The organism is Paenibacillus athensensis, assembly GCF_004514475.2.
GTDB lineage: Bacteria > Bacillota > Bacilli > Paenibacillales > NBRC-103111 > Paenibacillus_AL > Paenibacillus_AL athensensis.
The window spans coordinates 46,556-69,504 of sequence record NZ_MYFO02000017.1 but is presented as its reverse complement, the minus strand read 5'-3'; the positions used below and the strand labels follow the sequence as shown (position 1 = coordinate 69,504).

The following is a 22,949-nucleotide window of genomic DNA, read 5'->3' as shown; positions in this document are numbered from 1 at the left end:
TTATTGGGCGGCCGGTACGGCGCTAACCTCCGTGCTGGAGCCCACCGAGTCGAGCGGCATGACGCCAACGCCGCCGTCCGTCGGATTTTCCCTCATTTGCTTGAGCATGGCGTCGCCCTGCGTCTGCCATTCCTTGAGCGCGTCGCGCACCGCCGTTTTACCCTGCAGCACGTTCTGGAACTGCTGGCGGCCGATTTCCTGCACTTGATACAGGTTCGGCAGCTCACGGTACAGCTTCGTGTTGTCGGTCGAAGGCGCAGGCAGCACGTTGTAGAACGCCTCCATGTGGAAATCCTCGCCGTCCTTAGGCTGCAAATATTTCTTGCGGGCCACCAGGTTATAGGAGCTGTGCGATTTCAGGCGCGCCCATTCCTCGCCGTTGATGAACTTGATGAATTTCCAGGCGTCGTCCTGATTTTGCGCCTTGACATTGATGCCCATAATGCCGTTCATGTAGATCGAGCCGCCGACGCCCTTTGCGCTTTCATGCGACGGCATGGTCACAACATCCCATTCGATCGGTGTGTAGCCCTTGTAGTTGGCGGCGTTTTTGTTGGCGTTGATCAGCTGGGAAATCTGCCCGTAGCCGACAATGCCCATTGCCAGACGGCCGCTCATGAAATCGTCGTAGGCGAACGGATTGTCCTGATCGATCTTGCGGTCCATCGGCTTCGACGGATCAAAAATTTCCGGGAAGACGTTGTCCTTTTGCAGCTGGGCCAGCTTGCTCCACACCTGCTCCCATTGATCCGTATCCACCGTCATCTTCTCGCCGTTTTCATCAAACATCTTCAGCTCCAGCGGCGCGGTATACGTCTGCATGCCGTAGAACAGATCCATCTGCGACGACGTGCTGAACGAAAAACCGTTGATGCGGCTGTCGCCTTCGCCCTTGGCCACGAGCTTCGCCAGATCGAATACTTCATCCCAGGTCATGTCGTCCTTGGGGAAATTGGCTCCGGCGTCGGTAAACAGCTTTTTATTGTAAATGAGTGCGGAGGAGCTGAATGTCGGCGCAAGCGCGTACAGCTTGCCGTTGCCTGCTTTCTTTAACCCGTCGATGACAGCCGGCACCATGTCGCTCGTATCGAATTTGTCCTTGGTAATCAGCGGATCGAGCTGGGTCAGCAGGTTGCTGTTGATCACGTCGCCAAGCTGATCGTAGTCGACCATGACGACATCGGGCGGATTGTCGCCTTGCATGACCTCTTTGAGCTTTTCCAGCGGATCAGGGGCCTTCTCGCCCGACTCCAGCGGCTTGCCGTACGGATCGTTCGTTGTCGGAATGATTTCAATCTTAATGTTCGGATTGGCGAATTCGAATACCTCGGTGAACTGCTGGCGGAAATATTCGTCGTCCGGCCCATAGCCGAAGCTGGTGGCAATGCGCAGCACCCGCTCCTCCTCGGTTTGCGGTTTTTCGGTTTTCGTACAGGCAACGGCCAGCGGAGCGACCATAGCCAGCGTTAGCCCTACGGAAAGTAAACGTTTCATGGATTTCATTCGGATGTTCCCTCCAGCGGTTCATTATGGGGTGCGGCTTTGCGTTCTTCGGCGTCATTCAAGCTGCGCGGCGCCTTGATCATGATCGTTTCCCCGTCGAATTCCATCGTCGCTTTGCCGGAAATACGCAGCGCGGCAAGGTATTCTCTGGGGACCTGCAGACGACCGGCGCGGTCGAGCACGACATATTCCTCATGCGCTTGCGCGGAAAGACCGCCGCCAAGCGGCGACGTGCCGTCCCAGGAAGCGATCAGCGGATTGCGGGCGATGAATTCGGTGCTGGTCATGCCGTCGCGAATCGCTACGACCCGTCCGACCTTGCCGGCCATCGACAGGTCGTGGGTGACGATGACAATGGTGACGCCGAGCTCTTTGTTCAGTTGTTGAAAAATCCCCATGATCCGGTCCGCCGTTGCCGTATCGACCGAGCCTGTGGGCTCGTCGGCCAGTAGCAGCTTCGGCCGGTTCGCCAGCGAAATGGCAATCGCCACGCGCTGCTGCTCCCCGCCGGAAAGCTGGTGCAGCTTGTTGTGCATGCGCTCGCCGAGGCCCACCCATTCCAGCAGCTGCTTGGCATAGGCGCGGTCGTAACGGCCGCTCAGCATCATTGGCATTTCTACGTTCTCCAGCGCCGTCAGATACGAAATCAGATTGCGCGCATTATTTTGCCAAATAAAGCCTACGGTGTCGCGCTTGTATTCGACGAGCTGCTTATCGGTAATTTTCAGCAAATCCCAGTCCCCGACCTTGACCTGGCCGGCCGAGGGGCGGTCCAGCCCGCCGAGGATATTAAGCAGCGTCGATTTGCCGCTGCCGCTATTGCCGATAATCGCCATCAGCTCGCCTTGGTCGACCTGAATGTTCAGGCCCTGCAGCGCGACCACCTCAAGATCGTCGGTTTTGTAAATTTTCACAAGCCCTTCGCACGTGATCATCGCTTATTTCTCCTCCCCGAGCTTGACAGCCTGATGGACGCGCAGCCTGCGGATGTGCAGGAACAGCAGCGTCGCGCCGGTCAGCATCATCACCGCAACGACGGCGTACAACTGGTACGTATCCTTCGATTCGAAGACGACGCGGAACGGCGGCACCTGCGTCTTGACGTTCTCCGTCGTCTGCAGGAACGGCAGGAACAGGTAGCTCGTCAGCTTGCCGATGCCGATGCCAAGCGCAATCGACAACCCGGCGGTGAAGATTTGCTCCAGAAGCAGCATACCGGTAAGCTGTCTTCGCGACAAGCCCATCGCCCGCAGCACGCCGAACTGCACGACGCGGCTTGACAGGTTGAAAAACCAGTACAGCAGGTAGCCGATCAACGACACGATGACCGATACGAGGAAGCCGAGGCTCAAAATGCCGAACACCCCGCCACGAGCCGGATGCTTCTTCTGCGTGATCAGCTCGTTTCGTACATCCTTGACGGAAGCGACCGCGATGTTTTTGGCCTGCAGACCATCCAGCACCGGCTTCACCTTGGCGTCCGGCTCCATCTTGAGCCATACCTCATACGGCACGATCGGCGCCTGGTCGTAAATATATTCCAGATTGGCGATGAAAAACGGCGTCTGGTCCGGATACTGGCTGGGCCAATACGGCAAAATGCCGACGACGACAAACTCCACCGGCTGCTGCTGAATCGTAATGGTCAGCAAATCGCCTTCCTTGAGCGCGTTTTTCTCAGCATAGGCCGAAGAAATAATCACAGCCTGCTCGTAAGAGCCCAGCAGATTCAAATAATAGTTCGGGTGCGCAGGGAACAAATCCTGCCGGAACCAGGCCACTTTGGCAAAATCGACATTGTCGATGCCCATAACCATGCCTTGGCCGGTCGATTTGCCGGAGACGACGACATTGCCCTTCGTCATCAGTACGCGGGCCGCCGCCTTCACCCCGTCGAGTCCGCGAAACACCTCGAACGGCGGTTCGACGTAGCGCATGCGGGTCGGCCGGTCCTGACCGGGGTTGCCGCCTCCGCCGCTCCCGCCGCCTCCGTTACCGCCTCCCTGGCCCTGACCGGAGCCTTGGCCCCCGCCGCCCTGACCGCCGGAATTGCCGGCATTCGGATCGGTCGGCACGTCGTCGGAGAAGCCCTCCCATACAGTCTGGACGATGACGTCCGTCCCGTACTGGTACAACGTGCGCTCCGTTGAGTTCAGATCGATCGTCCGCGCTGCCGACGAATTGTACATCCCAAGCCCGAGCGTCAGCACGAGCAGCAGCATCAGCGGATAATACGCCTTGGCCGAGCGGGAAAGCTGGGCGAGCGTCAAATACAGCGGCACCGGGAGGAACGCCCGGCCAAGCCAGCCGAACAAGCGCAGCAGCCACGGGAAGATGCGGAGGAAAAACAGTCCGAATGCAAAAATCGAAAGCGCCGGCACGAAAAACAGCAGCGGATGCACCTGCAGCTGATCGGTCGTCAGCCCCGTCTGGATCGACAGCATCTGGCGCTGGTCGAACAGATACCAGCCGTAAGCGACGAGGCCAAGCAGCGCGATGTCGAGATACCAGCGCTGCCACAGCGGCGCCCGGTCGGAGCGGGCCAGCTGCTGCTTGTAGCTGACGATCGAGGAGCGGGCGAACACGACGGCCGGTATGACGCTGGACATAATCGCGATCAGCACAGCCGCCGCTCCGTACAGCAGCGCTTCCTTCGTCACGCCGACCGGAATCGCCTTGCGGTCGACGAACGTCAGGAAGCCGCTGGACGAGCCGATGCTCTTGGCCATGAACCAGCCGAGCAGCGGCCCGGCGATGAGCGCCACGATGCCCAGCGACAAGCCCTCCAGCAAATAGATGCCGATGATTTGCCGGGTGCTGCCGCCCCGGCTGCGCAGCACGGCAATAACGCTGCGCTGGCGGTCCAGCGACTGGCGGGCGTTCATCACGATGTAGTAGAACACCATCGCGATCATCGGCGCAGCGAGCGTAAACAGCATCACCTGCAGCTGCAGGCTCATCTGCCGGAACTGGCCGAGCATCGGCTGGAACGACAGATCGACCTTTGTATTTTTCAGCTTCTGGTACAGGTTGATGTCAAGCCGCTCCAGCTTGGCGCCCAGCGGCGACAGCTGACTCGTCTGGATCTCGCGCAAATCGAACGCGTAATACCAGTTAGCAAGCTGCAGTGGAATCTTTTTATCAGTCAGAATCGTTTTCTCGAACAAGCCGTCGTTGACGATCAGCGTATTGAGAAGACCTTCCAGACCTTGAAACCAATAAGGATCGTTGTCATTCAGCGGTTTGAACGTGCCGACGATTTTCACCTTGAGCGGCGGCATGCCCGTACCGGAAGGAATCGGATAGTTGAACACGTCGCCGATGTGCATGTCATTGCGGTACAGCGCCTCGTCCAGCACGACCGCTTCAATGACGCCTCCCGCCCCGGCTGCCGTCGATTTGGGCAGCTGCCCGTTCGTCCATTCGACCCGGCTGTCCAGCCCGCTCATCGCGGTTAGCGTCATCGTCCGCCGCTTGCTCGGATCGACCTTGGACGGATCGACCGGCGTCAGCTGCGCGCTTTTGATCGTGTAGCTGCGCGCATACGCCTTGGCGGGAAAACCGATATCCTTGGGTATTTGCTCTTCGATATATGTATTGACGTCGCGCAGGGCGTCCACCCCTGCACGTTCGGACCCAACGGCCTGATAACGGATCAGCAGCGAGCCCGCGGGCAGACCGCTGCTTTCTTCGGCCAGCGACTTGGCGACGACCCGCTTGAGCGCCCCGTCCGCGTACATCGGAATGCTCGTCGTGAAGGCTACGGCCATCACGAGGCCAAGCAGCGTACTGAGCGTCATCCAGCGGGTGTTCCACATTTTGCGGAATAAAAAGCGCAGCATCGGCCCGGTCATTAGCGGCCCACTACTTTCTGTCCCGGCGTCAAGCCTTTGACGATCTCCACTTCCGTCGAGGTCGTCTGTCCGATCTCGACGTCCACTTCGCTTTTGTTGCCCTGTGCGTCAACGACTTGCACATAGTTGCGTCCGGAATAGGAGCGCAGCGCAGCCAGCGGAATCGTCACGGCGTTCTCCTTGCGCTGGGTGATGACCGACACGCTGAGCGGCGTTCCGCGATTGAGCCCCTCCGGCATCTGGTCCAGCTCGACGATCAAATAGTTGTCGATGGAATCCTGACCGTTGCCACCCATACCGTCGCCGCCATTTTGCCCGCTCGTCGGATTCGGCAGCAGCTTCACCTTCCCCTTATGCTGGCCGGCCGCGTTGATATCGACAATCGCTTCCATACCGACGGCCACCTTCTTGGCGTCGTCGGCGCTGATGCTCGCTGCAATCGTCAGCGCGCTCAAATCGGCCAGCGTCACCACCGATTCTTCAGCCTTGGCCAGATCGCCCTTCTTCGCCGTCACGCTGACAATCGTCCCGGCGAACGGCGCGACCAGCTGCGCCTTGCTCACCTGCGATTCGAGCTTGCTCAGCTCTTCGCGTTTAAGCTCGAAGTCGATTTTGGCCTGCTCGATTTGCTCCGGTGTCATCTCGTCGCTTTTGCGCAGCGTCTCGATCATGGTCAGCTCGTCCTTGCGCGTCTGCAGCCGCTTCTGCTTGAGCTGGCTTTCCAGATCGGAGACGTCGAGCTGGGCGATCGGCTGGCCGGCAGCGACCGTGTCGCCGCTTGCGACGAGCAAGGCGCTGATTCTTTTACCGTTCATATCTTCGGAAAAAAACAGTTTTTCCTCCTTGAGCGCCATCAGCCGGCCCGTTCCGCGCACCTTCGTCTCCAGCGTGCTCGTCTTCACTTCATATTCCGGCTTCTTGGACAGCTTCGGCGGATTGATTGTCGGCAGCGCCTCTTCCTCCTGCTCCTTGGGCAGCAGCGAGCAGCCCGAAGCCAGCAAAAGCGCTGCGCCAAGCGCCGTTGCGGCGGCAATTTTCACCGCCCGTTTAGGATACGAATCTACCGTCCACCATCTCATAGACATGGTCAGCAACCTCCAAAATCGTAGGATCATGTGTCGTCATACATATCGTGACTTGCTCGGAGGCGATAATGCTGCGAAACACGGACATAATTTGCGCGCCCATCTGCGAATCCAGCTCGGCGGTCGGCTCGTCGGCCAGCAGCAGCGCCGGGCGATGAGCAATCGCTTTGGCAATCGCCACGCGCTGCTGCTCGCCCCCGGACAGCTCGAACGGACGGTGAAACATCCGCTTGCCGAGCCCGACCAGCTCCAGACAATGCGTGACTCTCGCCTTCCACTCCGAGCGGGGCGTCCCGGCCATGCGCAGCGCCAGCTCGACGTTCTCCCAAGCCGACAGCAGCGGCATCAACGCAAACGACTGGAAAATAAAGCCGATCTGCTGCCGCCGCACCTGCGTCCGCTCGTCGTCGCTGCTGCGATGAAACGCGTGTCCCTGAAAATAAATCTCCCCTTCGTTCGGCTGATCGAGTCCGCCGATCAGGTTGAGCAGCGTCGTTTTGCCCGAGCCCGATCGGCCCTTGAGCATGACGAGCTGTCGCGGCCGCAGCTCCATATCGATGCCCTTGAGCACATCGAGACGTTGTCCGCCGACGTGGAAGGAGCGCGCTACGCCGCTTACGGTCAGCACCGGCGCTGCCGGCGTCCCCGCTTCAGCAAGCGCTTCCGTTTCTGGGAACGACTGCGGACGGGGAGCTTCCGGACCGATGTGTTCCGTTGCTGCAAAGCCGTCAGCGCCAGCCGATTCGCGCTCCGCCAGGACTTGTTGTTTACGGCGAAACCAGCCTGCCATTCGTTAACCTCCCTTGGTATGTACCTCGCTCATGCGAGCTTTCACGAACTAATAGACGTATTCATCATACAAAAGGTTCCAAGGTTGCGTATAAAAATGTGCGAATTTGTCCATACTCGAAACGCTCTCTGAAAATTGTATAATCCTACTAAAATATACTATGAATTGGCGGTTTCTACAACGAACATTCCTTTCCAGCGGGGAAGCAGGCAGGATTTTGCGCCCCGGACGGGGAACCTGTCTGGATGGAACATTTTGCATAAAGGAGCCTGAACGGATGATTGAAACAGTAAACGCGTATTTTCAGCAGCATCGGCAGCGCCATCTGGAGGAGTTGAAGCAATTTCTGCGTTTTCCGAGCGTCAGCGCCTTGAGCGAGCACACGGGCGACATGACGCGCTGCGCGGAGTGGCTGGCCGCGGCGCTGCGCGAAGCCGGGCTGGAGCATGTAGCGGTGATGCCGACGGAGGGCGGCCACCCGGTCGTATACGCTGATTGGCAACACGCCGAGGGTCGGCCTACGGTGCTGATCTACGGACACTACGACGTGCAGCCGGCCGAGCCGCTGGAGCTGTGGACCACGCCGCCGTTCGAGCCGGACATTCGCGACGGCAAGCTTTACGCCCGCGGCAGCACCGACGACAAGGGCCAGCTGCTGCTGCACGTCAAGGCAGTCGAGGCGTTCCTGCGCACAACGGGCAGCCTGCCGGTCAATGTCAAGTTCTGCATCGAAGGCGAAGAGGAAATCGCCAGCCGCCATCTGCCAGCGTTTGTGGAGCAGCACCGCGAGCTGCTGGCCGCCGACATCGTGACGCTGTCCGACACATCGCTGCACGGACCGGATCAGCCGGCGCTGATGTACGGACTGCGCGGACTGGCCGGCGTCGAGCTGGTCGTCGAGGGTGCAAGCAGCGACCTGCACTCGGGGCTGTACGGCGGCGGCGTGCCGAACCCGCTGCATGCGCTCACGCAGCTGCTCGCCACGTTCCACGACGAGAGCGGCCGTGTCGCCGTCGACGGATTTTATGACGGCGTGCTGGAGCTGTCGGAGCGCGAGCGCACAGCGTTCCGCCAGATCGAGCCGGAGGAAAGCCGCTTGCTCGACGAGCTGGGGCTGGACGCGCTGTTCGGCGAAGCCGGTTACAGCTATTTGGAGCGGACGACGGCGCGCCCGACGCTGGAGATTACGTCGCTGAGCGGCGGCTTCCAGGGCGAGGGCATCAAGCCGATCATCCCGCGTCAGGCGTCGGCCAAAATCGCCTGCCGGCTCGTCGCCGCGCAGGTGCCGGAGCGCGTCATGGACGCGCTGGAGGCGCACGTGCAGCGGCACGCCCCGGCCGCGGTGCGCGTCGAGCTGAAGCGGCTGCTGACGGGGAACCCGTTCCTGACGCCGATCGACCATCCGACGATGGTGGCTGCGGCGGCGGCTTACGCCGAGGAATATGGCGTCGAGCCGGTCTATTTGCGCAGCGGCGGCTCGATCCCGATCGTCGAGGTGCTGGGGCGGGTGCTGGATGCGCCGGTTGTGATGCTCGGCTTCGGGCTGCCGGGCGAGAACCTGCACGCGCCGAACGAGCATTTTCATCTGCGCAACTGGGACAAGGGCTTGTCGACGATCAGCCGCTATTGGCTGAAGCTGGCCGAAGGCTAGACAAGCCGGAACGCAAAAACAAACACCTTCATGAGCAAATCCGGCCCCCGTTCACGCCGTTGGGCGAACGGGAGCCGCTCTTGCATGAAGGTGTTTTTTCGCGCTGCGTCGCAAAATGGCCGGTAGCGCACCCGATTGGGCGCATCCGTGATTTTCGACGCGTAGCGCCGGCCTTGCGCGGCCGATCTGCGCCACGGCAGCAGCCGCTTGCACCGCGCTGCATATGCCGCTGAGCCGCGGTGCTATCCTGCCTGCCCGAAGGCGTCGGCAGCTCCGGCGGGCGTCGGTCTCATGCGCCGGACGTCGCGCGGGATAGCCGCTCACATCCGCACCGCGCGCGACTCCCGGAGCGCGGTGCCGGCCGTACGGCTGTCAGACCCGCTGCGCCGCCAGCTCGGCTTGCAGCCGCGCGCTGATGCCCGTCATCGGCAGCCGCATCGCGTCGCTGCCGATGACGCCCTCACGGGCCAGCAGCCATTTCAGCGGCCCGGGGTTCGGCTCGGCGAAGAGCAGGCGGATGAGCGGCAGCAGCTCATCAAAGGCCCGCTTCGCCTCGGCGGTCTGTCCCGCCGCAAAGCTGCGGAACAGACCGGTAAACTGCGCGGTGCGCACATTCGCGGATGCGAGCATGCCGCCGGCTGCGCCGCAGCATAACGCCGCGAACCACTGGCTGTCCTCGCCGCACAGCACCGGCTTTGAGCCCAGCCGCGACAGCTCCGTGACGAGCTGCACGCCCGGCGTACTGTCCTTGATGCCGACAACGCCCTCCAGCTCCAGAATCTCGCGGATCGTATCCACCGGCAAAGCCAGTCCGGTACGGTGCGGGATCTCGTAGACGATCACCGGCAGCCCGACCTCGGCCACCCGCCGAAAATGGGCGACCACGCCCGCCGGCGACGGCCGATTGTAATACGGCGTGACCACCAGCGCCGCATCCGCGCCCAGCTCGGCCGCCCGCGCGGTGCGCCGCACCGTCTCCGCCGTATCGTTCGTGCCTGTGCCGACCACAATCGGCACGGGTCGTATGGCCGAGCCGGTGTGCTGCGTCGTCTGCGCCGTCTGTGCCATCTGCGCACCCTGCTCCGCCTGTACCGCCTGTGCACCCTGCGCATCCTGCCCCGCCTGTACCGCCTGCGCCGTCTGTGCCGTCTGTGCCGCATGCGCCATCTGTGCCGCCTGTGCCGTCTGCGTCGAACGCTCCGCGCGTTGGGCCGCAGCCGCGGCAGCAACAGCCGACTGCGCCTCCGCCAGCAGCAGCGCCACCTCGGCTTGGCTCACTGTCGGCGACTCGCCTGTCGTGCCGTTAATCACCAGTCCGTCCACGCCCGCTGCCAACAGCGCAGCAAGCTGCCGCCTAAAGTCACTCAAAGCAAGCTCCTCCGATACAGCGTCAAACGGCGTTACGATCGGCACATAGACCCCTCTTAGCTCCTCTATCGTCAACATCCCAGCCAACCTCCTTGTCATGTAGGTGCAAAAGTCCGGCAATCGGCCCTAACCCCGATCTTTCCGCACCGCGCGACTGCCGGAGCACAATGCCGACCGCAAGTCCGAACGGCAGCTGTTTAACAGCGGATTCCGCAGGCGGACATACCGGCCGTCGTACGTCCCGCACCGCGCTCCGGGAGTCGAGCACGGTGCAGATTTGGATAAGGCGGTCCTGAACGGTTCCGCTGCCAGCGCTTCACCGGACGTTACAGCTTACTTTAACATGGATTTTTGCATCGGAGTTATCTATAATAAATGATCATATGCATCGAAAATATCGATGATAAAAGGAGGCGCTCCTATGGACCTGGTCTACTTCCGCACCTTTCGCGAAGTCGCCCGCCGCTCCAGCTTCACGCGTGCCGCCGAGCAGCTCGGCTACGCCCAATCGAGCGTCACCGCGCAAATCCAGAAGCTGGAGCGCGAATACGGCGTACCGCTGTTCGAGCGCTTCGGTCGCAAGCTGCGCCTGACGCCGCCCGGCGAAACGCTGCTTGCGCTCGCTTCGCATATGTTGGAGCTCTACGATCAATCCAAGGAACGGATCGCCTCGGAGGTCAGCGGTACCTTAACCGTCGGCACCATCGATTCGTTGGCCGCCTATTACATTCCGCCTTACTTGCAGCAGCTTCGCCAGCAGTTTCCGGCTTTGTCCGTTCAACTGCTTACCGAAAGCGAAGCTTCGCTGATCGCTGCCGTCAAAGACGGCGACTGCGACATCGGCTTGACGCTGGACGCAAGCCCCGCTGACCCGCAACTGGTTTGCATTCCGCTGCGCCGGGAGCCTTTGGTGCTCGTCGCCGCCCCGGGACACCCCCTCGCCGGCATAGACGCGCCAGCTACGCTCGAGCAACTGCAGGGCAGCGAGCTGATCGTAACCGAGCAGAGCTGCATCTATCGCAGTTTGTTCGAAAAGCTCCTCCGCGAGCGCCGCATCGCCTACCGCCTCGTCTTCGAACTGGCCAGCCTGGAAGCGATCAAGCAGTGCGTGCGCAGCGGACTTGGCATCGCCTTGCTTCCGGCCATCGCCGTACAGCAGGAGCTGACGCAAGGCACGCTCTCGGCCATACCGCTCGCCGACGACCTGCACATTGAGCTGCAGCTTGTCCGGCATCCGGGCAAATGGCTGTCGCAGCCGCTCGCCGGCCTGATCGGTATGCTGCAGCAAGAATGTGATTAAACCATACCTCAATAAGCGTTCGTCCAACTCTTCAACGAACAATGCAAAAAGCCGGCTCCCCGCTGAACGGAGTCCGCCGGCCGCAAACAACGCCATACGACAGATCGTTTGCTTATTGAATTATAATACATTCATCAAGACTCGTTGACTTGAACCATCCACTTTCATGATATTAAAGTTCCGCTTAAAATCCAGATCATCCTCATTGGCGGGAGCAAAAAACGAGCTGTAATAAGCAATCCAGTCATCGAATACATAGAAGCTTTCTACCGAATCGTCGGAAAGCACTATAACCTGATTATTGTCGACTGTCATTTTACAGAAAGGAAATGTAGGGGCAGATCGATCAATGAAAAAAATTTCGCCGCGATCATTGATCGTAAACAATTTAACGTTGCTTCTCACCGTTCTCACTGCACCGGAGCTCATATCTTTTTCGTAAAGAGTGGGTAACTGAGTTTCAGGACTTTTCGTTGTGTAGTACATCTTATTGTCATAAACCTGAAGATCCATGCTATCCAAATAGTCCAATTCACCCAACATTTGGGGATCGCTACCATAATCCTCCAGCTTGGATTTGGTAACAATCACATTGAGTCCCGATTCGTGAGCAACTTGTTTATAATAAATGAAACTATCCTTAATGAAAAAGTTTCCCACCTCGTTGGACAAGAGCGTTTCCTGCGTGCCATCAAGATGAATTTTTTTGAAATAACCCGGCGGGGTCGGTTCGAAAGGCGTTTGGGCCCGAACATTTCTCGAATTGTAATAAATCCAGTCGCCCACAACCTGCCAATCAACCACATTCTCATTGAGCAGTATGCCTTCGTCACTGCCATCCGTCTTGATTTGATAGATCACGTCATCCTCGTACGTTGACTCCGTGCTTTGAAAAAGCAGTCGATCTTCGGACAAATACATATAACTCACAGACACCTTATTGCTGAGCTTTTGCAAGTTCGATCCATCCAGCTTGGATTTATACAATCTTGACCTGTCAGTGTAATTTTGGAAATACATCCATTCCCCATCGATAATAACTGTAGAGTATTTGTTCCAGTTCGCAAGCTTGTTCACGCTGTTACGATGAGCAAGCTCAACTGAGTCGTTGGTTGCAGTTACAGGATCAATTGGGTCTGCGGAGTCGGAAATGTGCACCGTCAGCGCGCGACTATCCCACATTACTGTTTTTCCGGCGGCTTCACCAACAAGACGCAGTGGAACGTACGTGACGCCCTCATGGATGACAGGTGACTCGCTGATGGTGATTTCCTGTCCGTTAAGCTTAGCTTTCTTGTTGTTTATTTGGAGTTCAATCGTCAAATCCTCTTTAGTACCAACAACAGTTCGGCTTGCCTCATTCCAGCGGACCGACAAACCAAGTGCTTCGAATATGGCCCGGAACGGCACCATCGTTGTTCCGCTCTCCAAATACGGCGATCCCTCGCCTACTAGCTTGTGACCATTCAAGACAATGAGAATTGACGGCAAACGTGATGCGGCATTCACGATATCCGGCAGGGATAACGCGCAAGCAAGCACGCCAACTGCCAGTAGAAATGTTTTACTTTTTCTCAAGATGTTTGCCTTCCTCTCCAACATAAATCCACGGTAGATTATACCAAGAAAAAACTGGTTGTACAAATTGCAGAACCATACGCTCAGTTGTAAAAACACCGCGACAGCACAATCGTAACGTTCACTCTTTCCATCCGGCAAAAAGAAAACCCGTCTTTCCAAAAGACGGGATATGATTGCGTTCATTTTCAATTATACGCGAACATCAATGCTTTGACCTAAATGCGGGGTAGCCGAAGCGGCAGCTTTGACCTGCTGCTGGGCTTGAGCAAAATCCTGCAGCAGCGTACCGGCTTGACCGGCTTGCGTGTCCTTGACCTTGCTCAGCATCTGAATGCCGATCGCTTGCCGTAACGCATCTCCGCTACCAATAGCGGACAACGCAGCGTTAACGCTCATGCGTATTCCTCCTTCCATCGTTCGGCAGCTGGCTGGCAGCCGGCATCGTTCAACCGATCCGGGAAGCCCCTCTAGCTTTGCGTCTTGCATTTTCATGCAATTTGCCATTTTCGCGATGTGCCGCCTTGAAAGCCCGGCACTATTTCAGTATAGGACTTTGGGACAATTTGGTCAAGACAAAAGCCCTGCCGCGTCCCGCCGCTTCGACGGGGTTCGCAAACAGGGCTGGATCGTTTGGCATCGGCCGCAAGGCGCAGCCACCACCATGCAAGACGATGTTCCCGGTTCATTCGCAAAGACAGCGATGCGAGTAAGCCAAGCTGCAGCCATATACAGCTCTCAAGCACATCTCAGGCAGGCCGCCTGCCACATTTCCGGCTCCGACAGCGTAGCAGGGGCACAGAGCAGCCTTCTAGTTGCGCAGAAACCGGCGCTTACTTGCCGTATTCCGCCGGATTGTCTCTCCAGGAACGCAGCTGGGCAAGGTCGGACTCCTGAATCGTGCCATTCTCGACCGCTACCTCCAGCAGCGCCCCGTAGTTCGAGAGCGTTGCCAGCGGCACGCCGGCCGCTTGGAACGCATCCGTGGCCTTGTCGAGCTGGTACGAGAAAATCGCCAGCACGCCCAGCGGCTCCGCTCCGGCATCCTTCACGGCCAGCGCCGCTTTGATCGAACTGCCGCCCGTCGAAATCAAGTCCTCGATGACGACGACTTTTTGACCGGGCTTGACCGAGCCTTCAATCAGGTTTTCTTTGCCGTGGCCTTTGGCTTTATCGCGAATGTAGATCATCGGCAGCCCCAGCTTCTGGGACACCCATGCCGCATGCGGAATGCCGGCTGTTGCCGTACCCGCAATAACCTCCGCGTCGGGATACCGCTCGCGGATAAGCGAGGCGAAGCCGTCGGCGATCAGCTCGCGGATGTGCGGGTACGACATCGTCAAGCGATTGTCGCAATAAATCGGCGATTTCAAGCCGGACGTCCATGTGAACGGCTGCTGCGGACGCAGCGATACCGCTCCGATCTCCAGCAGGGAGGCGGCAATTTTTCCCGCAATGGTTTCGAGTTGATTCATGACTCTTCTCCGCTCCTTCCTTCTACTTACACCAATATGGGAACACTTCTAAAAGTGCGGTGAAAAAGTGGCCGGACCGTCGATAGCCAGTTGGAACAGCGAGTGGAAACCGCTATCGACCGAAGGCCACTTCCCTTTTTCACCGGGCTTCTAAACGAGCGAATCGATAATCCCTTCCACCGCAGCACGCGGGTCGGCAGCTCCGGTAATCGGCCGCCCGATCACCACGTAATCCGTACCTTGGGCAAAAGCCGCTGCCGGCGTCATCACGCGCGTCTGGTCGGCAAGCTCCGCTCCGGCCGGGCGAATGCCCGGCGTCACCGTTACAAAGCCTGCGCCGCACGCCGCTTTGATCTGCGTAACCTCCAGCGGAGAAGCCACGACGCCTTGCAGTCCGGCCTCCTGGGCCAGACGGGCATAGCGCACGACCGCTTGCTCGACCGTACCCGGCAAGCCGATCTCGTCGTTAAGCACCTGCTGGCTTGTGCTGGTCAGCTGCGTCACACCGATCACCAGCGGCCGCGCCGCACCGGCTCCCAGGCCCGTCAGCGCCTTGTCCACGCCCTCCAGCGCCGCTTCCATCATCAGCTTGCCGCCCGCCGCATGCACGTTAAACACATCGACGCCGAGCCGAGCGATGCTTTCCGCCCCGCCTTTGACCGTGTTGGGAATATCGTGCATTTTCAGATCGAGGAACACGTGGTAGCCCTTGTCCTTCAAGCTGGCGACAAAACCGGGCCCCGCAGCGTAAAACAACTGCATGCCCACCTTCATATAGCAGGGAATGCCGGAAAGCTGCTCCAGCAGCTTCCCTGCACCCTCTGCCGAGGGATAGTCAAGCGCGACCATGATGCGTCCGGCCGCTTCTGCGCGCGTTCTCAAGCTTGTCGTCATCGCGCAGCAGCTCCTTACGAGTAGACCGGCATCGCGCGGGAGGAGAAGTTAATCTCTTCCAGCATATTGACCAGCGCGCGCACCGTATCGAGCGATGTCATACACACCACGCCGTTCTCAACCGCTTCGCGGCGGATACGGAAGCCGTCGCGCTCCGGCGTTTTGCCCTTCGTCAGCGTGTTGACCACGAACTTGGCTTCGCCGCTGCGGATCAGGTCGAGAATGTTCGGCGAGCCTTCGCTCAGCTTGTGCACCGTGTTCACCGGCAGTCCGGCCGCTTCCAGCGCTTTCGCCGTGCCGCCCGTAGCGACGATTTTGTAACCCAGACGGTAGAAGCCCTTCATGATTTCCACCGCTTCTTCTTTATCCTTGTCCGACACGGTGACGACCACGGAGCCGGCCGGCGGAATTTTCATGCCTGCGCCAATCAAGCCTTTGTACAGCGCTTTGGCAAAATTCGTATCGCGGCCCATCACTTCGCCCGTCGATTTCATCTCCGGTCCGAGCGTCGGTTCTACGCGGCGCAGCTTCGCGAACGAGAACACCGGCACCTTGACCGACACGTAGGCGTCTTCGCGCCACAGACCGCTTTCGTAGCCCATGTCGGCGAGCTTTTGGCCCATGATGACGCGGGTCGCAACATTCGCCATCGGAATGTTCGTGACTTTACTGAGGAATGGCACCGTACGAGAGGAACGTGGGTTCACCTCGATCACGTACACCTGCTCGTTGAAGATAACGAACTGGATGTTGACCAGACCGACCACTTGCAGCTCGCGGGCGATTTTCGTCGTGATGTCGACGATTTGCGCCTTGATCTCAGCCGAGACCGTTTGCGGCGGATATACCGCAATCGAGTCGCCGGAGTGAACGCCGGCGCGTTCGACATGCTCCATGATGCCCGGGATGAGCACCGTTTCCTTGTCGCAGATTGCGTCGACTTCGACTTCCTTGCCAAGCATGTAGCGGTCGATCAGCACCGGATGCTCCGGATTGATTTTCACCGCATATTCCATGTAGCTCAGCAGCTCCTCGTCGGAGTAGACGATTTCCATCGCGCGCCCGCCCAGCACGTAGGAAGGACGAACGAGCACCGGATAACCGAATTGGGCAGCCGTGCCGACCGCTTGGTCGACCGAGGTCACCGTGCCGCCCGGCGGCTGAGCGATCTCCAGCTTGCGCAGCAGTGCTTCGAATTTCTTGCGATCCTCGGCAGCGTCGATGCTGGCAAGATCCGAGCCGAGAATGCGAACGCCGGCGCGGGACAGCGGAGCGGCGAGGTTGATCGCCGTTTGGCCGCCGAATTGCACGATAACGCCGATCGGCTGCTCGCGCTCGATCACGTTCATCACATCTTCGAAGAACAGCGGCTCAAAATACAGCCGGTCGGACGTGTTAAAGTCCGTCGATACCGTTTCCGGGTTGTTGTTGATAATGACCGCTTCGTAACCGGCGGCTTGAATCGCCCACACCGCATGAACCGTGGAGTAGTCGAATTCGATGCCTTGACCGATCCGGATCGGACCGGAGCCGAGCACGACGACTTTCTGCTTCGCCGAGTCGGTGACTTCGTCCTCCTGCTCGTAGGTCGAGTAGTAATAAGGCGTCGTCGCTTCGAATTCCGCGGCGCAGGTGTCGACCATTTTATATACAGGCTTGATATTTGCTTTCAGGCGGAACGCGCGCACTTCTGCTTCGACGATCAGCGTCGAGCAGCCGGCCAAGCTGCGGATTTCGGCAATCGCCCGATCCGTGAAGCCTTTGCGCTTCGTTTCAAGCAGCAGCTCCGGCGTAAGCTCCTTGGCGATTTCCGCTTCGAATTTGATCAGCCCTTCGAGCTTGGTCAGGAACCACCAGTCGATCTTGGTCAAATCCTGCAGCTGCTGGATCGTGTAGCCGCGGCGGTATGCTTCGGCGATCAGGAACAAGCGCTCATCGTCCGGCTTTTGCAAACGGAACTCCAGCGTCTCTTGGTCGAGCAGGTCGGTTTCCTTCAGGAACAAGCGGTGTACGCCGATTTCCAGCGAGCGGATCGCTTTGTGGATCGACTCCTCGAACGTGCGGCCAATCGCCATCACTTCGCCGGTCGCCTTCATTTGCGTGCCGAGCTTGCGGTTGGCAGCCGTGAATTTGTCAAACGGCCAGCGCGGGATTTTCGATACAATGTAATCGAGCGTCGGCTCGAAGCAAGCATACGTTTGGCCCGTAACCGGGTTGACGATTTCGTCCAGCGTGTAGCCGATGGCGATTTTTGCCGCCATTTTGGCGATCGGGTAGCCGGTTGCTTTGGAAGCAAGCGCCGAGGAGCGGCTGACGCGCGGGTTTACTTCGATGACATAATATTGGAAGCTGTGCGGATCAAGCGCGAACTGCACGTTGCAGCCGCCTTCGATGTTCAGCGCGCGGATGATTTTCAGCGACGCGGAGCGCAGCATTTGATATTCGCGATCGGACAGCGTTTGGCTTGGCGCCACAACGATCGAGTCGCCTGTGTGTACGCCAACCGGGTCGAAGTTTTCCATGTTACACACGACGATACAGTTGTCGTTCGCATCGCGCATAACCTCGTATTCGACTTCCTTCATGCCGGCGATGCTTTTCTCGACCAGACATTGGCCGATCGGGCTGTAGCGCAGACCGGAAGCGACCGTCTCGGTCAGTTCTTCGACGTTGGCGCAGATGCCGCCGCCCGTACCGCCCAGCGTGTACGCCGGACGCACGATGATCGGGAAGCCGATCTCTTCGGCGAAGGCCAGCGCTTCCGGCAAGGTCGTCACGATGACGCTGTCCGGCACCGGCTGCTCCAGCTCGCGCATCAGGTCGCGGAACAGGTCGCGGTCTTCGGCTTTTTCAATCGCCGTCAGCTGCGTGCCGAGCAGCTTGACGTTTTCGCTTTCCAGCACGCCTGCGCGCGCCAGCTCTACGGCCATGTTCAGGCCGGTTTGACCGCCGAGCGTCGGCAGCAAGCCGTCCGGGCGCTCCTGACGGATGATTTGCGTCACAAAGTCGAGCGTAATCGGCTCGATATATACTTTGTCGGCCATATTCGTATCGGTCATGATCGTGGCCGGGTTGCTGTTGATCAGAACGACTTCCATGCCTTCTTCTTTCAAAGCCTGGCAAGCCTGCGTGCCCGCGTAGTCAAACTCGGCCGCTTGGCCGATCACGATCGGACCGGAGCCGATCACGAGAATTTTTTTGAGTTCTTTATTTTTTGGCATATTGCAATTCTCCCTTCTCGCTTACCGCTGCGGCAGTCGACTGCCAGTCGGCCAGCAATTGCGCTTGGCGCGGCTGTGCCGGATGCTGCTGTTTATAAGAACGGATCATCTCCAGAAAATCGTCGAACAGGTAGCTTGAGTCAAAAGGTCCCGGAGCCGCTTCCGGATGATACTGAACGGAGAAGGCCGGGTACGTCTTGTGCTTCAAGCCCTCGACCGTGCGGTCGTTGTTGTTGATATGCGTCACTTCCAGTTCGGTGCCGGCAATCGATTCCTCTTTCACCGTGTAGCCGTGGTTCTGAGAAGTGATGTAGCAACGGCCGGAAATCAGATCCTTGACCGGATGGTTGCCGCCGCGGTGGCCGAATTTCAGCTTCTCGGTGTCGGCGCCGCAAGCGAGCGCGAACAACTGGTGTCCCAGGCAAATGCCGAAGATCGGGAATTCGCCCAACAGCTGCTTGATCGTGTCGACGGCGTGCAGCACGTCTTTCGGGTCCCCAGGGCCGTTGGACAGCAGGATGCCGTCCGGAGCAAGTCGGCGGATTTGCTCAGCCGTCGCTGTGTGAGGCACGACGACAACGTCGCAATCGCGCTTGCTCAGATCGCGGATGATGCCGCTTTTTGCGCCGAAGTCAACCAGCACGATGCGCTCTTTGTGGCCCGGTGCGCCGAATACGCTTTTGGTGGAGACGCGGGCTACCTGATCGGTGATCAGCTTTTCGCCGCGCAGCATTTCGGTCAGCTCCGCTACCGAGCGGTTCGAGGTCGTGAGCAGCCCCTTCATGACGCCGTGATGGCGGATTTTGCGGGTCAGCATGCGGGTATCGATGCCGCTGATGCCGATAATGCCGTATTCTTTCAAAAGGCTGCCCAGCGTGTATTGCGCTCTCCAGTTGCTCGGCACTTCTTCGTGCTCGCGCACGACGAAGCCGTGGATGAACGGACGCACCGATTCGAAATCATCGCGGATCACACCGTAGTTGCCGATGAGCGGATACGTCATCGTCACGATTTGACCGCAGTAGGACGGATCGGAGAGCACCTCCTGATATCCGGTAATTCCCGTATTGAATACAACCTCGCCGACGGAGTCGCCCTCGCTACCGAATGATTTTCCAGTAAACAGCGTGCCGTCTTCCAGCAACAATCTTGCCTGCATGTTTTTCAGCTCCTTCACTTTTGTCAAACCGCTTATCTTGCTTTTCATCCGAAATCCGGCCCCGCCGCTCTCTTGCGGCTTACGACCAGACGATGTTGCCTGATGCTATCGTTGCGACCGGCCAGCCCTGCAGCTGCCAGCCGATAAACGGCGTGTTTTTGCTTTTCGAAACAATTTCTTCTTTCAACACCTCGCGAGGCGTGTCGAGATCGACGACGGTGAGATCGGCTGCGCTGCCAACCTCAAGCGTGCCGTACGGCAGGCCGAACACTTGGGCCGGCTTGGCCGTCATCCGCTCGACGAGGAAGCCGAGCGTCCATTTGCCTGTGGCTACGAACTTCGAGTACAGGAGCGGGAAGGCCGTTTCAAAGCCCAAAATGCCGAATGGCGCGAGCATCATACCCTTTTCCTTCTCTTCTTCACTGTGCGGCGCATGGTCGGTGACAATGATGTCGATGGTGCCGTCCTCCAGACCTTCGATGACCGCCTGCACATCGCGCGGCGTGCGCAGCGGCGGGTTCATTTTCCAGTTGGCGTCCAGGCCCGGAATGTCTTCATCGGACAGCAGCAGATGATGCGGGCATACCTCTGCGGTGATGCGCACGCCGTTTTGCTTGGCGAGACGAATCAGCCGGACCGACATCTCGGTGCTGACGTGGCAGACGTGATAATGCACGCCCGTCGCTTCGGCCAGAAGTGCGTCGCGGCCGACGTGGATCGCTTCCGATTCGTTCGGGATGCCCTTGAGCCCGTGCTTGCGGGCAAAAGCCCCGTCCGTCACCGGCGCGCCTTCGACCAGCGTGTTGTCTTCGCAGTGCGCGATGATCGGCATGTCCATCGAATGGGCCAAAGCCATCGCGTCCTTCATCATTTGCGCGCTTTGCACGCCGACGCCGTCGTCCGTGAAGCCGACGACTCCCGCTTCCTTCAGCGCAGCAAAATCGGTCAGCTCGCGGCCGAGCTCGTTTTTGGTAATGCTGCCGTAAGGCAACACGCGTACGCCGCCCGCCTCGGCCGCTTTATCGAGGATATAGCGAACTGTCTCCGGCGTGTCGATGACCGGCCGCGTATTCGGCATGCAGGCCACAGTCGTGAAGCCGCCCCGCGCCGCCGAGCGCGTGCCCGTAGCGATCGTTTCCTTATGCTCGAAGCCCGGCTCGCGCAAATGCACGTGCATGTCGATAAAGCCCGGCGCAACCAGCTTGCCTGCGGCGTCGATGACCGTGTGACCGGCCGTATCCGGCGCTGCTCCGTCTGCCTCCAGAACCTTTGCAATCTTGCCGTCTTCGATGAAAAAGTGACGCTTCACACGCTCGTCCAACGCATTGACTGTAAAACCGTTCACTACCCAAATGCCCATTGTATCCTCCTTGGCTTATATCCCGTTTAATACTTTACTTTAAACAGCTTCTATGAAAAACTTGGTGAACATCAGCGGAGCAGGCGGATGATGTTTCCGTATGCGCTGCAAGCTTGTTCACCGTTTTTTATGACAGCGTCCGCTCGATGACGGCCATGCGGATTGGCACGCCGTTGGCGATTTGCGTAAAAATCTTCGATTTCTCGTGCTCGACGATTTCGTCGTCGATCTCGACGTTGCGGTTGACCGGCGCCGGGTGCATGATGATCGCGTGCGGCGCCATGCGGGCAACCCGCTCCGCCGTCAGCCCGTAGTGCTCACGGTATTCCTCGGCCGAGCGCAGCATGCCGTGCTCGTGGCGCTCCAGCTGGACGCGCAGCATCATCACGACGTCGGCGGCGAGCGCCTGCTCGAAGCTCACGTAAGGCGCATGCTCGGCCAGCTCCGGAGCCTGCATATTAACCGGCGCGCAGAACTGCACCTTCGCGCCCATCGTCTGCAGCGCCCACAGGTTGGAGCGCGCTACGCGGCTGTGCAGGATATCGCCGATAATCGACACCGTCAGCCCCTTGAGGTCGCCGAAATGCTTGCGCATCGTGTACAGATCGAGCAGCGCCTGCGTCGGGTGCTCGTTGTTGCCGTCACCGGCGTTGATCAGCGGCACCTTGATGCGCTCGGCCAGCTCGGCCAGCACGCCGATCGGCTTGAGCCGGATCACCCCGGCGTCGATGCCCATCGATTCCAGCGTGCGCACCGTATCGTAGATCGATTCGCCCTTCTGCACGCTGGATTCGGCGGCCGAGAAGTTCAGCACCTCGGCGCCAAGCCGTTTTTGCGCCAGCTCGAAGGAAAAGCGCGTTCTCGTACTATTTTCGAAAAACAGGTTGGCAGTGAATTTCCCTTGCAGGTGGTTCGTCACTTTCGTCGGGTACTGCTCCCAGTAAGCCGCCCGGTCGAGAATGCTCGCAATCTCCGACGCGCTGACCCCTTTCAGTCCCAGAAAATGCTTGGTCGCTCTAGCTTCCACAATGCTCACTCCTGTTTCCCCCTCTGTTGAAGAATAATCACTTCATCTTTACCGTCGATTTCGGACAGCAGCACCTCGATGCTTTCGCTTTTGGAGGTCGGCACGTTTTTGCCGACGTAGTCCGGCCGGATCGGCAGCTCGCGATGTCCGCGATCGACCAGTACGGCAAGCTGAATCATCTGCGGCCTGCCCAGATCGATCAGCGCGTCCATTGCCGCCCTCACCGTTCGTCCGGTGTACAGCACATCGTCGAACAGGATGATCTTGCGGTCCTGAATGTGCAGCGAGCCGCCGCACGGCAAGCCCTCTACCGACTTCACGGAAATCCGGTCGTCGCGGTAGGAGGTGATGTCGATTTCCCCGACGGGAACCGGCTCGCCTTCAATCTCCAGAATCCGCTCCGCGACCCGCTGGGCCAAGTAAATGCCGCGCGTGCGAATACCGATTAGCGTACACGTTTCCACGCCCTTATTCTTTTCCAGGATTTCATGCGCAATCCGTGTCAGAGCCCGGCGAATCGCCATCTCGTCCATGATTGTGTGTACAGCCGTCTCGTTCACTGCCCGCTCCCTCCTTCGCTCAAGAAAAAAACTCCCTGCCGTCGATCGGCAAGGAGTTTGTGCGCGCGAACATAGAACGGCGTTCAGGATGTTTGTCCCGAACTTGCGCACGACAAGCCTGACG

General features: G+C 59.0%; 17 protein-coding genes and 1 riboswitch. Of the genes, 2 read left to right on the top strand and 15 right to left on the bottom strand.

The annotated features are described in order from the left end of the window. The 5 genes from B5M42_RS22885 to B5M42_RS22865 are packed head-to-tail and all read right to left on the bottom strand — an operon-like array spanning position 1 to position 7,232. Positions 1–1,503, bottom strand: a complete 1,503-nt coding sequence (locus B5M42_RS22885; RefSeq protein WP_134757441.1) for an ABC transporter substrate-binding protein — start codon at positions 1,501–1,503, stop codon at positions 1–3. After that, positions 1,500–2,438 (bottom strand): ABC transporter ATP-binding protein, encoded by a 939-nt coding sequence (locus B5M42_RS22880; RefSeq protein WP_134757443.1) that lies wholly within the window; start codon positions 2,436–2,438, stop codon positions 1,500–1,502. Before B5M42_RS22880 ends, B5M42_RS22885 begins: the two co-directional genes overlap by 4 nt. Positions 2,439–2,441: 3 nt before the next feature. Beyond that, positions 2,442–5,357 (bottom strand): ABC transporter permease, encoded by a 2,916-nt coding sequence (locus tag B5M42_RS22875; RefSeq protein WP_134757445.1) that lies wholly within the window; start codon positions 5,355–5,357, stop codon positions 2,442–2,444. Then, positions 5,357–6,442, bottom strand: coding sequence for an efflux RND transporter periplasmic adaptor subunit (locus B5M42_RS22870; protein WP_134757447.1), 1,086 nt, complete (start codon positions 6,440–6,442; stop codon positions 5,357–5,359). Before B5M42_RS22870 ends, B5M42_RS22875 begins: the two co-directional genes overlap by 1 nt. Continuing rightward, positions 6,405–7,232, bottom strand: a complete 828-nt coding sequence (locus B5M42_RS22865) for an ABC transporter ATP-binding protein (RefSeq protein WP_134757449.1) — start codon at positions 7,230–7,232, stop codon at positions 6,405–6,407. The genes B5M42_RS22870 and B5M42_RS22865 overlap by 38 nt, the downstream gene beginning before the upstream one ends. A gap of 277 nt (positions 7,233–7,509) precedes the next feature. Here B5M42_RS22865 and B5M42_RS22860 point away from each other — a divergent pair, with 277 nt between their 5' ends. After that, entirely contained in the window at positions 7,510–8,883 is a 1,374-nt protein-coding gene (locus tag B5M42_RS22860) for a dipeptidase (RefSeq protein ID WP_134757451.1), read from the top strand. A gap of 372 nt (positions 8,884–9,255) precedes the next feature. Here the strand turns inward: B5M42_RS22860 and B5M42_RS22855 are convergent, their stop codons facing one another. Further along, the gene (locus tag B5M42_RS22855; protein WP_230633150.1) at positions 9,256–10,329 is read right to left on the bottom strand and encodes a 4-hydroxy-tetrahydrodipicolinate synthase family protein; all 1,074 of its coding nucleotides are present in this window, start codon (positions 10,327–10,329) and stop codon (positions 9,256–9,258) included. Positions 10,330–10,672: 343 nt separating this feature from the next. On the opposite strand from B5M42_RS22855, the gene B5M42_RS22850 reads away from it, so the two are divergent. Beyond that, the gene (locus B5M42_RS22850) at positions 10,673–11,551 is read left to right on the top strand and encodes a LysR family transcriptional regulator (protein WP_134756149.1); all 879 of its coding nucleotides are present in this window, start codon (positions 10,673–10,675) and stop codon (positions 11,549–11,551) included. Between the two features lie 120 nt (positions 11,552–11,671). Here B5M42_RS22850 and B5M42_RS22845 read toward each other — a convergent pair whose 3' ends face one another. From B5M42_RS22845 to pyrR, 9 genes are all read right to left on the bottom strand, one after another. After that, positions 11,672–13,129 carry a stalk domain-containing protein gene (locus tag B5M42_RS22845; RefSeq protein ID WP_167690186.1) on the bottom strand — a complete coding sequence of 486 codons (1,458 nt, stop codon included), beginning with the start codon at positions 13,127–13,129 and terminating at the stop codon, positions 11,672–11,674. Between the two features lie 192 nt (positions 13,130–13,321). After that, positions 13,322–13,528, bottom strand: a complete 207-nt coding sequence (locus B5M42_RS22840; protein WP_167690188.1) for a putative motility protein — start codon at positions 13,526–13,528, stop codon at positions 13,322–13,324. Between the two features lie 20 nt (positions 13,529–13,548). Beyond that, positions 13,549–13,644, bottom strand: a riboswitch (cyclic di-GMP riboswitch). Positions 13,645–13,962: 318 nt separating this feature from the next. Next, positions 13,963–14,604 (bottom strand): orotate phosphoribosyltransferase, encoded by a 642-nt coding sequence (pyrE, locus tag B5M42_RS22835; protein WP_134756155.1) that lies wholly within the window; start codon positions 14,602–14,604, stop codon positions 13,963–13,965. A gap of 150 nt (positions 14,605–14,754) precedes the next feature. Further along, the gene (gene pyrF, locus B5M42_RS22830) at positions 14,755–15,498 is read right to left on the bottom strand and encodes an orotidine-5'-phosphate decarboxylase (protein ID WP_134756157.1); all 744 of its coding nucleotides are present in this window, start codon (positions 15,496–15,498) and stop codon (positions 14,755–14,757) included. A 14-nt stretch (positions 15,499–15,512) separates the two neighbouring features. Next, positions 15,513–18,719, bottom strand: a complete 3,207-nt coding sequence (carB, locus tag B5M42_RS22825) for a carbamoyl-phosphate synthase large subunit (protein ID WP_134756159.1) — start codon at positions 18,717–18,719, stop codon at positions 15,513–15,515. Next, complete coding sequence (locus tag B5M42_RS22820) at positions 18,706–19,878, bottom strand: carbamoyl phosphate synthase small subunit (RefSeq protein ID WP_134756161.1); 1,173 nt, start codon at positions 19,876–19,878, stop codon at positions 18,706–18,708. Before B5M42_RS22820 ends, carB begins: the two co-directional genes overlap by 14 nt. A gap of 79 nt (positions 19,879–19,957) precedes the next feature. Further along, positions 19,958–21,238: a dihydroorotase gene (locus B5M42_RS22815; RefSeq protein WP_134756163.1), complete on the bottom strand. Its 1,281-nt coding sequence runs from the start codon at positions 21,236–21,238 to the stop codon at positions 19,958–19,960. 127 nt (positions 21,239–21,365) lie between these two features. After that, positions 21,366–22,274: an aspartate carbamoyltransferase catalytic subunit gene (locus tag B5M42_RS22810; RefSeq protein WP_134756165.1), complete on the bottom strand. Its 909-nt coding sequence runs from the start codon at positions 22,272–22,274 to the stop codon at positions 21,366–21,368. Continuing rightward, complete coding sequence (gene pyrR, locus B5M42_RS22805) at positions 22,271–22,825, bottom strand: bifunctional pyr operon transcriptional regulator/uracil phosphoribosyltransferase PyrR (protein WP_167690191.1); 555 nt, start codon at positions 22,823–22,825, stop codon at positions 22,271–22,273. Before pyrR ends, B5M42_RS22810 begins: the two co-directional genes overlap by 4 nt. Positions 22,826–22,949: the final 124 nt, after the last annotated feature.